Annotated in this window: 11 protein-coding genes; 6 read left to right on the plus strand and 5 right to left on the minus strand. The window is 45.1% G+C overall.

Annotated features, from left to right (window positions below):
- Positions 1-65: 65 nt before the first annotated feature.
- The 4 genes from QUB06_RS32405 (at position 66) to atpC (ending at position 3696) form a co-directional block, all read left to right on the plus strand.
- Positions 66-236 (plus strand): hypothetical protein, encoded by a 171-nt coding sequence (locus QUB06_RS32405; protein ID WP_333438772.1) that lies wholly within the window; start codon positions 66-68, stop codon positions 234-236.
- A gap of 369 nt (positions 237-605) precedes the next feature.
- Positions 606-1508: a PEP-CTERM sorting domain-containing protein gene (locus tag QUB06_RS32410; protein WP_333438773.1), complete on the plus strand. Its 903-nt coding sequence runs from the start codon at positions 606-608 to the stop codon at positions 1506-1508.
- Positions 1509-1646: 138 nt separating this feature from the next.
- A complete protein-coding gene (atpD, locus tag QUB06_RS32415) occupies positions 1647-3104 on the plus strand; it encodes a F0F1 ATP synthase subunit beta (protein ID WP_333438774.1) in 1458 nt (485 codons plus the stop codon).
- 184 nt (positions 3105-3288) lie between these two features.
- Positions 3289-3696 carry an ATP synthase F1 subunit epsilon gene (gene atpC, locus QUB06_RS32420; RefSeq protein WP_333100443.1) on the plus strand — a complete coding sequence of 136 codons (408 nt, stop codon included), beginning with the start codon at positions 3289-3291 and terminating at the stop codon, positions 3694-3696.
- Positions 3697-3787: 91 nt separating this feature from the next.
- Here atpC and QUB06_RS32425 read toward each other — a convergent pair whose 3' ends face one another.
- Positions 3788-4087: a DUF7734 family protein gene (locus QUB06_RS32425; RefSeq protein ID WP_190743481.1), complete on the minus strand. Its 300-nt coding sequence runs from the start codon at positions 4085-4087 to the stop codon at positions 3788-3790.
- Between the two features lie 458 nt (positions 4088-4545).
- Between QUB06_RS32425 and QUB06_RS32430 the strand changes: the two genes are divergently transcribed.
- The gene (locus tag QUB06_RS32430) at positions 4546-4803 is read left to right on the plus strand and encodes a hypothetical protein (protein ID WP_333438775.1); all 258 of its coding nucleotides are present in this window, start codon (positions 4546-4548) and stop codon (positions 4801-4803) included.
- Positions 4804-5163: 360 nt separating this feature from the next.
- Positions 5164-8559 (plus strand): ATP-binding protein, encoded by a 3396-nt coding sequence (locus QUB06_RS32435; RefSeq protein ID WP_333438776.1) that lies wholly within the window; start codon positions 5164-5166, stop codon positions 8557-8559.
- 48 nt (positions 8560-8607) lie between these two features.
- Here QUB06_RS32435 and QUB06_RS32440 read toward each other — a convergent pair whose 3' ends face one another.
- From QUB06_RS32440 to QUB06_RS32455, 4 genes are all read right to left on the minus strand, one after another.
- A complete protein-coding gene (locus QUB06_RS32440) occupies positions 8608-8880 on the minus strand; it encodes a peptidoglycan-binding domain-containing protein (protein WP_333438777.1) in 273 nt (90 codons plus the stop codon).
- A gap of 217 nt (positions 8881-9097) precedes the next feature.
- Complete coding sequence (locus QUB06_RS32445) at positions 9098-9379, minus strand: peptidoglycan-binding domain-containing protein (RefSeq protein ID WP_333290399.1); 282 nt, start codon at positions 9377-9379, stop codon at positions 9098-9100.
- Between the two features lie 391 nt (positions 9380-9770).
- The gene (locus QUB06_RS32450; protein ID WP_333438778.1) at positions 9771-11225 is read right to left on the minus strand and encodes a hypothetical protein; all 1455 of its coding nucleotides are present in this window, start codon (positions 11223-11225) and stop codon (positions 9771-9773) included.
- A 268-nt stretch (positions 11226-11493) separates the two neighbouring features.
- Positions 11494-12090 (minus strand): DUF3177 family protein, encoded by a 597-nt coding sequence (locus tag QUB06_RS32455; RefSeq protein ID WP_333438779.1) that lies wholly within the window; start codon positions 12088-12090, stop codon positions 11494-11496.
- Between the last annotated feature and the right edge of the window lie 456 nt (positions 12091-12546).

Here is a 12546-nt window from a genome sequence, read left to right on the forward strand (position 1 = left end):
AGGGCGACCAGACATTTTTATTGGCTCCTTTACTTCTTACATAAGTCTATCACATCTTTAAAAAAATGGTATTAGAGTGGAAAAAAACTCCCTCAAATCCCTACTTGCGGTCGCCACCGCTTCTTTCTGCATCGGCCCAGCAGCTTGCAGCGCGCTTTGACGAGCAACTGACCGAACAGCAGAATTTATCTCAAAATAATTATATTTTTTTGATGAAGTTTACTAAAATTTTATAAAGATTGAGTAAAATTTGTATGTATTTTTGATGAAAGGTAGTATGGGCAAGTCTTGCATTCCGCTTGAGACCGTTACCGACACGAAGTAAATGTAGTAGGTTGGAACTATACGCAGGGTGAAAATCTTGCTGTTACAGATTAAACTGTGGCAGTCGGGTGTCAGTGAAAACTCTTAGAAGAAGCACTCATTTAGTCAAAAACACATTTAAGTGATATCGCTCTGTAGATTCACTGGTGTGGAGTCTCTTCTGTAGGTTTGACGATCGTCCTAAATATCGCAGGCTCGCGATCGTCTATTCGCGTCACGGCAACATGGCATTTAGGGCATTTTGGGCCTTACTACCTAACAATACAGGAGGAATCAGGGTTATGACTACCTTAACGCTAGTCAAAAAAACATCTTTTACAGTCGTCAGCTTGGCAACCACAATGTTGCTGAGCATCTGCACGCCCGTCCGAGCTTTCATGTTTGGCACTGACGGCATCCAGTTCGATCGAGATACCACTATAAACTTTACCTTCCACCAATCTCACGGCGGTTACCAGTCGAGCTTGTGGGTAGCCCAAGCTGACTCAGGAAACACTGGCTACAGCAACATCGCCCGACTGTTTTACGAGACTCAACCCTCAGATAACGGCAGCGCCGATGACTGGCAGGGAAGCTTCGGCAACGCAGTCACCTCGGACAACGGCTCCATCACCCAAACCTTCAGATTTTTGAAGGGTCAAATTTATGCCCTGCTGCTGTGGAGCGACACCGGCACCGGTCAACCACTCGAGCAGTACGTCTCGTCGAGCACCTTCATGAATAGCCCCGAATGGTGGGCCGCCGGCACCCACTTCCGGAGAGATGAGTGTCTGGTGGCGGGTTGTCAGCAAGCCGTGTTTGGCAACTTTTTGCTCGACCCCAACTCCACCGACTCATTTACCAACATCAACGGCGGTAATGGCCCAGGGCAATATTCATCCGTCACAAGGGCCCAACTGGCTCAGGGCACAAAAATCTCCTTCGACGATGCCGGAGGAAACGACCAAGACTTCCAAGACTTCACCGTGTTGGCTCAGTTAGCCCCCGAAACAAGGACACAACAGGCTCAGCCTAGACAAAGCTCCTTCGACGAGGCCGGAGGAAACAACCGTCGCTTCCAAGACTTCCCCGTGCCGGCTGAGTTAGCCCCCGAACCAGTCCCCGAACCAGTCACCGTGTTTGGGACGATGCTGGGTATCGGGGCTTTGGCTGCAGCTCGCAGGAAAAAAAAGCGAGGGCAGTAACCATAAAAATGACTATTAACCAGCCCCATACAAATCTAAATAGTGAGTCTGTTCAGTGGTACTCTGAGAAATAGCATTTCTAAATGTTAAGACTTTTTCCATAACGGGAAAAATAGCATCCTAACAAAGGCACTATTCATGGTATCCACCGCAGAAAAAACGAACGTAGGCTACATCACCCAAATCATCGGGCCAGTTGTAGACGTAAAATTCCCAGGCGGCAAACTGCCCCAAATCTATAACGCTCTCACAATTTCCGGCAAAAACGAAGCAGGTCAAGAGGTTGCCGTTACCTGCGAAGTTCAACAACTGCTCGGAGACAGCCAAGTGCGCGCCGTTTCTATGAGTACCACCGACGGCTTGGTGCGTGGCATGGAAGTAGTAGATACCGGGGAAGCAATCCAAGTTCCCGTCGGCATCCCAACTCTCGGCCGGATTTTTAACGTCATCGGTCAACCCGTAGACAACCTCGGCCCGGTCAATACTTCCGAAAGTATGCCTATCCACCGCAACCCGCCGGCTTTCACCGAACTGGAAACCAAGCCTTCGGTGTTTGAAACCGGGATCAAGGTGATCGACCTCCTGGCTCCGTACCGTCGCGGCGGCAAAATCGGTTTGTTCGGCGGCGCAGGCGTCGGCAAAACCGTGATTATGATGGAACTCGTGAACAACATCGCCAAGGCTCACGGTGGCGTGTCGGTGTTCGGCGGTGTGGGCGAGCGCACCCGCGAAGGTAATGACCTCTACAAAGAAATGATCGAGTCGGGGGTTATTGACGAAGAAGACCGCAGCAAGTCGAAAATTGCTCTGGTTTACGGTCAAATGAACGAGCCGCCTGGTGCTCGGATGCGCGTGGGCCTGTCGGCTCTGGCGATGGCCGAATACTTCCGCGATGTCAGCAAGCAAGACGTGCTGCTGTTCATTGACAATATCTTCCGGTTTGTGCAAGCGGGTTCTGAGGTATCGGCTCTGTTGGGTCGGATGCCTTCGGCTGTGGGATATCAGCCGACTCTCGGTACAGACATGGGCGACTTGCAAGAACGGATTACTTCGACTACCGAAGGTTCGATTACTTCAGTTCAAGCTGTGTACGTGCCTGCGGATGACTTGACTGACCCCGCACCGGCTACGACTTTTGCTCACTTGGACGCTACAACTGTGTTGTCTCGCGGCTTGGCTGCGAAGGGGATTTATCCTGCGGTTGACCCGCTGGATTCTACGTCTACGATGTTGCAAGTTAGCGTTGTCGGTGAAGAGCACTATGGTGTTGCTCGTCAGGTGCAGTCTACTCTGCAACGCTATAAGGAATTGCAAGACATTATTGCGATTTTGGGCTTGGACGAGCTGTCTGAAGATGACCGCTTGACCGTTTCTCGCGCTCGCAAAATTGAACGGTTCTTGTCTCAACCGTTCTTTGTGGCTGAAGTGTTCACCGGTTCCCCCGGCAAGTACGTCAAGCTGGCAGACACCATTAAGGGCTTCCAGATGATTTTGGCTGGCGAACTGGACGAATTACCTGAACAAGCTTTCTATTTGGTGGGCGATATCAACGAGGCGATCGCCAAAGCTGAAAAAATGAAAGCTGACGCCAAGTAATTTTAGTCATTGGTCATTAGTCATTGGTCATTAGTCATTGGTCATTAGTTGTTAACTGTTAACTGTTAACTGTTAACAACTAAGTGACTGATGATAGCCGACGGCTGACTAATGACTAATTACTAATGACTGGTGACTGCTGACTGCTGACTAATGACTAATGACTAATGACTAAGGACAATTTATGACATTAACTGTGCGCGTAGTGGCCCCAGACAAAACTGTTTGGGATTCTAATGCTGAAGAAGTAATTCTGCCGAGCACCACAGGCCAACTGGGTATCTTGAGCGGTCACGCTCCCATGTTGACAGCTTTGGATACCGGAGTGATGCGCGTCCGTCCCGGCAAGGAATGGGTGTCTATTGCTCTGATGGGTGGCTTTGCAGAAATCCAAGAAAACAAAGTTACTATTCTTGTCAACGGCGCTGAAAAAGGCGAAACCATTGATAAAGAAGCTGCTCGTACTGCTTACACCGAAGCAGAAGCTCGTTTGCAAAAGGCTACTAGCGGCACTTTGCAAGAGCAAATTCAAGCTAAGCAAGCCATCAAACGCGCGAGAGCTCGTTTCCAAGCTGCCGGCGGCACGATCTAGCTCTAAGGTTAAGGACATAGTGCTTTTGTAGTAGGGACACAACATTGTTGTGTCCCTGCTGTTTTTCTCGCGTTGTGTCCCTAATGTTTTGCTAAACTCCGGCCTCGGACAATAGAGATTGCATGGTTTCCCAAGATAACCCCTGCTGAAGATAGCGGGGGTTATTTGGATTGTAGGGGCTCTCCACGCGATCGACACTGACAATTTTTGCTTCCTCCGGCAAAACAGGAACCTCTGGATCGAAAGCGGTCGATCGCGTCAGAGAGCTAGAAAAGCCTTTAAAAATAGCAATTTCATCGAATTCGCCGTCAATTTCGGCCTTGACGATTAAAACTTCGTGCGATCGTTTTACCGTGTATTGTTCCAAGCGGCGAGCAATAGAGTCAGCCATAGCAAATGTCACTTTCCTGAAATCTGCTATAATATAGCTTAATTTTGCGGCTAATTTCATGGACAGCCCGCTAAAATTTTATTTTTAATTCGACCTTTTTTAACAGCAGGAAGTAAGCGCACATTCTATAAATCCTGTAAAAAACATCGGGAAGATTTTCTGACTCCAAAACCTACTTGTCCGATATTTTATGAGCCACCGAAAGACTAGGTTCCCATTATCGTTTTTTATTCAAAACTTTATTAAACAGCGTTTAGCGTGGGGATATTCGCTGCTATTTATGCTAACTTTTTGCTTGTTGATTTCAGCTCGGACAAGTTGCAACTCAGAGCTAATAAATAACTGTTTACTGGGCCTGGATTCTAGTTAGTGACTCAATTTTAGAGCGTTTAGGCGATCGAAAAAAATATATGTGGCGATTTGTCGATCGAGTCCCAGTAAAAGGGAAAAAATCAGCCGTGTCAGTGTTTGAAATTTATGATGCAGAAACAGAACAAAGCATTCAACTAAAACAGGCAACCGCTGCGGAGTTCCAAAAAGGTCTGGAGCTTTATTTCGAGCAAAATTCTACAGAAGTGCAAAAATTATTCAGTAAGATTTGCGCCAGAAATCCTCAAGATAAGTTAGCAGCAATTTACTCTCAGCGCTCTCTGAAGAATCGAATGTATGGAGTGCCACAAGGATGGTCGGGGATAGAAGCTTTGGATGAAAAGTAGTAAAAGTAACATTAAGCTGACGGCAGAAATTTTTATGTGTTTATCCGGTTTTTTGTACCTGGCCTCCGTCATAATACATTTAAGCCGAAGCATTCGGCCCCAAAATGGGGAGTATTCCTGAAAGATACGCCGTCGAGTGCGGTGCTTTTGACTTCAAACTCGAATATACTGCGGAAAGGTATGCGAGAAATAAACTCAGTTTCTCTGAAAAATCTCAGGTTGGACCGCGATTCACGAAGAAACCAAGAATCAGGCTTTTCTTGCGTAAGTTTTGTTTAAGTACAAAATGGCTTAGAATAGTTGCCGGCGGTAAATCTTCGCTCCAAGTATTAACTGTGTCTTTCAAGCTAAATTAATGTTATGTCCACTCTTTCTCTCAAGCACTTAGTGGCAAAACTTTCAAGAAAAGCAACGCTGCAAACCGTACTCATAGTTCCGTTTGTCTTGCAAGTATTTGCAGCGGTGGGTATTGTAGGATACTTATCATTTAAAAACTCTCAAAGAGCAGTGAATGACCTTGCCGGTCAGTTGATGGGGGAGGTGAGCAATCGCATTGAGCAAAATTTGAGAACTTATCTGGAAACTCCGCATCAAATCAATCAAAGCAAGCTGGATGCGGTGAAACTGGGTTTTGTGAACATGAAAGACTTGTCAGCTTGGGAAAAATATCTGTGGCGGCAAGTGCAATTGTATCCTTATATCAATTTTACGTCGATCGCTAATCAAGATGGAGAATATCGCACCGGCGAAAAGATGTCGAACGGCACTTTATTGATTAACGCATCGGGCCCTTCTACAAATTTTGATTTTTATTCTTACAATACTAATGATACGGGCGATCGCACTACAGTAGCAGCCTCCGTCAAAAACTTCGACATCCGACAGCACCCTTCCTACTCCTATGCGGCTCTAGAAGCCAAACCAACTTGGAGTTCAGTTTATATATCCTTCCTAGAACCCACCTTAATCCTCAGCGCGCTGCAACCAGTTTACAACAGCCAGAAACAGCTAGAAGGAGTATTAATTGCTGCGTTGCGTCTCGACAGTATCGGTCAATTTTTAAACAGCCTCAAAATAGGTAAATCCTGTCAAACTTTTATTATCGAAAGAAACGGCACGCTGCTGGCAACTTCCACACCCGAAAAACCTTTCCGCACCAAAAACGGTAAAAAAGAACTGTTTAAAGTTACAGAAAGCAGCGATCCAGTAACGCAAACTACAGCTAAATATTTAGAAAGTCACTTTCAAAACTTTCAGCAAATTACCAAATCGCAGCAAATCCATTTTGAGATAAACGGGAAGCAGCAATTTTTAAAAGTCCTGCCATTCCAAGACGACAAGGGTTTAGATTTGCTGATTGTCGTTGTTGTTCCCGAAGCCGACTTTATGGAACAAATTCATGCGGGCAACCGAACTACAGTGTTGCTATGTCTGGCAGCTTTGGGCATGGCAAGTGTGTTAGGAATTCTCACTTCTCGCTGGATTATCAAACCTCTTATAAAATTAAAAAATGCAGCAATAGCTTTATCTGAAGGACAATTTGACCAAACTGTAAAGCTCGATCGCTCCGACGAGTTGGGCGTACTTGCCGCTGCTTTTAACAGCATGGCAGCACAACTGCAAGCATCTTTTACTGCCTTAGAAACTAAAAATACCGAATTGCAGCGACTGGACAAACTGAAAGACGAGTTTTTAGCCAATACTTCCCACGAACTCCGCACTCCCCTCAACGGCATTATTGGGATTGCAGAATCTTTAATAGACGGTGCTACCGGACAACTGCCAGAACCAACAAATTTTAACTTAGCTTTGATTTCATCATCGGGGAAAAGATTGTCTTCTTTAATTAACGATCTTTTAGATTTTTCGCAGCTCAAACACAAAACTATAGAACTGCAAATTAAGTCCGTCGGTATTCGAGAAATAGTCTCTGTAATTGTCACTTTGTCTCAGCCATTAGTAGGGAAAAAAAACTTGCAATTGATTAACTCAGTTGCTCCTGAATTGCCGCCAATAGCAGCCGACGAGAATCGCTTGCAGCAAATACTTTACAACTTAATCGGCAATGCGATTAAGTTTACCGAAAGTGGCAGAGTTGAAATTTCCGCAGAATTGGTAACGGGCAACGCACAATCACCGTCTAATTCCCAATTAGCGATTACTGTATCCGACACTGGTATTGGCATCCCCGAAGATAAATTAGACCGAATTTTTGAATCCTTTGAACAAGCTGACGGTTCTACAGCTAGAGAATATGGCGGCACTGGTTTAGGGTTAACGGTTGCCAAGCAATTAGTTGAATTGCACGGAGGCAAAATTTCGGTATCTTCAACTGTAGGCGTCGGTTCCCAATTCACCTTTACTTTGCCCCTATCTGAGAGTCAGCCGGAATTTAGCAGCATACAGCCGCATTTAACCGAGGGTTCTCCCATTTTTATCACTCCTGAACTAGCCCGCCAATCCTCTATAATAAATTCTCAGGTATCAGACAATAGCGAGTCGCTAGAAAGTGAAAAATTAAAAATTTTGGTAGTGGATGATGAGCCGATTAATATTCATGTCATCATCAACAGTCTTTCTCTAGCCAACTACGAGATTACTCAAGCGAGCAACGGCTTAGAAGCTTTAAATCTGATTGAATCAGGATTTAAGCCCGACTTAATTTTACTCGACGTAATGATGCCGCAGATGACGGGTTATGAAGTGTGTCGAGAAGTTCGCAAAAAATACTCGCCTTTAGAAATGCCGATTCTGATGCTGACGGCCAAAAATCTAACTACCGACTTGGTAGAAGCTTTTAACTTAGAAGCAAATGATTATGTAACTAAACCTTTTATCAAAAAGGAATTGTTGGCGAGAATTAACACGCAAATTCGCCTTGCTAAACTGAATGCAGCCTACGGCAGGTTTGTGCCGCACGATTTTCTAAACTTGCTGGAAAAGCCGAGTATTATTGAAGTAAAATTAGGCGAACATCAGGAAAGAGATATGACAGTGCTGTTTGCGGATATTCGCTCGTTTACGGCGCTTTCGGAAAAGATGACACCGGATGAAAATTTTGCATTTATTAATACTTACTTGGGAAGGGTTAGCCCTGTAATCAGGAAAAATAATGGGTTTATTGACAAATACATTGGGGATGCAGTCATGGCACTGTTTCCTACATCTCCATCTGATGGGGTGCGAGCAGCAATTGATATGCAGAAAGAAGTAAATCTCTATAACCAGCAGCGAGAAAAAAATGGCTTGTTTCCGATCGAGATCGGCGTCGGTTTGCACGCGGGCAATTTGATGTTGGGTACGATTGGCGAGCGAGAACGGATGGAAAGTACGGTGATTGCTGATGCGGTGAATCTCGCGTCTCGTTTGGAAGGATTGACTAAGGTTTACGGCGCGGGCATTCTAGTTAGCGGTGCAATTATCGATCGCCTCGACGATCCAGAAAGATATAAGTACAGGTTTGTCGATCGAGTAACGGTGAAAGGAAAGACAAATGCTGTGTCAGTGTTTGAAATTTACGAGACAGAAACAGAGCAGAGCATTGTACTCAAGCAGCAAACTGCGGAGGTTTTTCAAGAAGCTCTCAATTTTTACTACGAGCAAAAATTTGTTGCCGCCCAAAAAATATTTCAGAATATTTTACAAATCAATCCTGACGATCGGGTAGCAATGCTGTATTTCAAACGAGCTCGCAAGTATCGAATGTACGGAGCCCCGGAGGGGTGGTGTGGGGTGGAAACTTCGACGGAGAAATAGGGCGCACACTGCACGCCCTACTCTGTTTAAAATATGGTTGTACAAACTTTAAAATATAGTTGTACAAACGCCCAATTTATTCCAAGTTTTAGGGCCGACAATGCCATCAGCAACGAGTTGTTGTTGCTTTTGAAAATTGATTACTGCTTGTTGGGTTTTCGGGCCGAATCCTCCATCAGTATTTAGGGAAAATCCGCTGGCGTTCAAGAGCCGCTGGAGGTAGCGAACGTCCTCATTTTGGGTGACACCATCGTTGCGTTTGAGTAGGGGAAAATAACGGCAGGAAGGTAATTCAGTGCGAATTGCGTTTGTGGTTTGCATAGTTTGAGTCTCCATTGGTTGTTTGCAAGTTGTTTGAAAGCAGAGAAGTGCGGAAATGATGTTAATAGTCCTGGATGCACTTTTGACGGGCAGAAACGGGGTTTCGGCTTCGCTCAACCACCAGTTTTTTTAGCGTTTCTGGAGACTGAAACGAAGTATTGTTGTGAAAAAACCCAGTTTCTTGCTAGCCGTGCGCCTAGGATTAGTTAACTTGGATTTAACATCCGGGTTCATCTGTATAACAAGCGCCTAATAGACTCCAAGTTTGAGGGCCGACAATGCCATCAACAGCAATCTTATTTTCCTTTTGAAATTTGATGACTGCTTGTTCGGTTTTTGGGCCGAAGAATCCATCAGTTGCGACGGGATATCCGTTTTTAACTAAGGATTGTTGGAGATAGCGCACGTTTTGATTGGCAGTGGTACTATTATTTCGTTTCACTGTGGGCAGTGAAGAGCAAAGAGGCAATTGAGCGTAAATTGAATTTGTGGTTTGCATGGTTTGATTGGGGATTAGTGGTTCGCAAGTCGTTTGAACTTGCTATTCCCCAGTTGTAGCTGTGGGTGGAAGTGCTTTAACAGTCGCTTTTTATAGTGACGCTTATCTGGGGTAGCTCAGATGAGTGACAGCCCGCTATCAAATCCGTTTTGTACAAAGTAATTGTCAAAGGCAAACAGCAGCGAATTTCCATTTTTTATCAACTTTTAGTAGCATCTTTGCCGGAAGCCCCACACCATACCTGTAGGGCTGTTGGTGTCGGGAGGGATAGGCTGATTGACGTAGGTTGGCTAGGCAATCAATCCTGTCACGGTGTAATCGCTGCACTCTTGTATAAGGTGAGTAATAGTTTTTTATATAGAGGAGGCAAAAATACTGTATTTAAAGCTAGTTAACCATGTGAGCGAAAAGGGCGAGCGGGAAAATTGGTCTGGGGTTGTGACTTTAACTTAGAAGTGATATCGTAGTATCGGTAGATAGTAGATTTCCGGCTGTCAAACAACTTGAGAATTGAATCAATGACAATTTCTGTAACTATCGGGTTAAAGTCGGAAATAAAGTCGTCGGCGTTGAGATTTTCTCGAAAAAATTCCTTAGCTCGATCGCACTGATAGCGCATTTCGTCAAAGCCAACAATTTTCACCACAAACGTTGTCAGTGGCGAGTTCTCCAAATCGGTTTTAGAAGTGCTTTTAGCCCGCCCATTTTCTAATAAATTCAATACTTCCGCTTCTAAACCACTTTTAGGTTGGTAAGGTTTCTCTATTTCTGGAAAAAAGCTTTCTAGGCGCACGCAGTTAGCAGCTTGATCTGGAAATCCTCCCATCATCATCGCCAGAGAAACATCTATCCCCAAACCTGAAGAAAGAGCTTCTAGCAGGGCTAGGGCAGCCAGTTTGCACCCCAAATAAAGCTTCGCAATTTCGAGATTGTACTTAGCAGTAGTTTCCCAGCGCTGATAGGTGCGATCGTCTGGATATCCCTCAAACTGTCGGAAAATTATTTCGGGCTTGAGATAATTCAGAAAACCTTCCATCTTCACCAAAGCAACTCGGTAGTCGCGAACCGTGTAAAAACCCCAGCAGATGAGATTGTGATTGGTTTCCGGCAGTAAATTCCAGGTATTTGCCAAAAAATGGGCTGAACTATGGTGAGCAAAACTCATCACATCCCGGTTAGAGATTCGCACAGCTTTTTTGACCGTTTCCCGCATTTCCTCGTCCGTTAAACTGAGGTTAAACAGGCTATTTATTGCTTGCAAGCGCTCATAAAGGCGCTGGCTTACCGTTACTCCCGAATCGGCGACGCGAAAAGGAATGGTTGCTTCAATGCAGCCTGCAATTTGAAGCAATTGCTCGCGTTTTAGAAATGGTTCTAGAGCTTTTGCTGCTACCACAGCGCTGAGAAATTCGTTTTGTCCAGCCAAAGGATTGAGGACTTCGCCCGGTACAAAATTGAATACCAGCATTACCATCTCGAAGGTAGCATCCGCAGGCAGTTCAGATTTATCCCGAATTTGTAGGTGTTGGTTAACCTCTTTTGCAACAGGAGTGATGTAGTAGCTGACGTTAAAGTTAATGCTGCGATCGACTTGCAGGTAGACGGTATCGTGAAATAAAGCTGCCAAAACCTCGATCGCGTCTTCATCTCCCCCCACATCAAAAATATGTTCGGGAGTGTGAAAAAACCGCCAGGGCCCCATCATCGGCTGAACAATCAGTTCGGCAATCCGAGCGAGTTCACTTGGTTCGACTTTTGCTTCCAGGCGATCGATCGCCCAAATCAGCCTGTCTAAGCACTGTAAGTAGGCTTGTTTGCTATCCATCACAGTCTTTCCCAATAACATTGCTGTCAGTCGATTTTAGATTTTAGATTTTAGATTTTAGATTTACTCCACAGATGAATCTGGAAGCTTGAACCTTAGTCTAAAATTTTTATATCTCCACGACAGGAGTGGGGCCTTGTATCCGTTTTTGGGCGGGTCACGTCCGCCACCCTGGTGTTAGTTTGATTCTTTCGTAGATGCGCCCCGGCTGTTTTTCTTTGGGATTTATGAGCTTTTTGTGGAAAATTTTAGCTGCAATTTAGGAGGAAAATACTAACTTCAACTAAACTTAATTTCCGGTAGCTGACCTCCCCTGTTTTCCTAGCCTAATTAGCACAAAATATGACAAGTAAAGTACATAAATTGCTAAACCTATCATACCCAACAATCCCAAAAATTGAGGGTTTGCCGTAGGGTGAAACATTTGTTTGTACAGCCAAGGTGGATCTAACCAAACGCGGCAAAAAGGTTCATCAATTATCTGAATTTGAGATTTAAAGGCACAGCTTAAGAAGAAAAGTTGAGCTAGAGCGCCCAAACCGCTGTAAACAGTAATCGCCCACCGCCAAGCTGTAAAAGCCAGTTTCAGGGGCGACTGCGGTCGATCGGCAATTTCTTCGTTTAAATCCTCCCAAAACCACAGACTAGCAGGAATTAAGGCCCTGGCAATCACCGACGACACAAAGCTCACAGGCAGCGCAGCCATCATCAGGTAAAGTGTAATTGCCAGCAAACTCGCCACCCGCCAATAAATAATCGACAAACGGATGATCGCCTCAGCTTTTGCCACAACAGCCCAAATCAGCACTACCAGCGGGATCGAAATTGTTAATAACACAGACAACCGGTAATCCATCCAGACTAGGCTTAACAACGATTTTTCCATACTTTCAGACTTTAACTACTCGATTTCTATCAACACTCTAGCAAAAGAGCCTTTTTTTGGGTATTTCAGCCATTACTGTGACCCATTTACCTACCCCAGTGTCTCTTACCTGATGCCTGCTTACAAGCGAGCTCTTCTATCAATCTTCTATCCTACCTTGACTGTTCTACCTTGCTTTTTTTACCTTAGCCGCCTATGATGGGCGGCTAAACCTTAGAACGCTATCCCGTCCTCTGTCGTGTCAAATGATTTCTCATTTATACTGTCCGCTTCCCGGTCGGAACCCAAAAACCCAGAGTCACAACATACGCATAGTGTGACTGAAGCGATCGAAGTTCCGTGCCGGGAACGATCGGTGAGTTAAGGCAACAAACTACCCAGCATATCCAAGATTGCTTGTACGTCCGCTAGGTCGCACTTGGACTTTTTGCGCTTGGCTTTCAACTGGTTAAGTAA

The organism is Microcoleus sp. D2_18a_D3 (assembly GCF_036702455.1).
In the GTDB taxonomy this organism is placed as follows: domain Bacteria; phylum Cyanobacteriota; class Cyanobacteriia; order Cyanobacteriales; family Microcoleaceae; genus Microcoleus.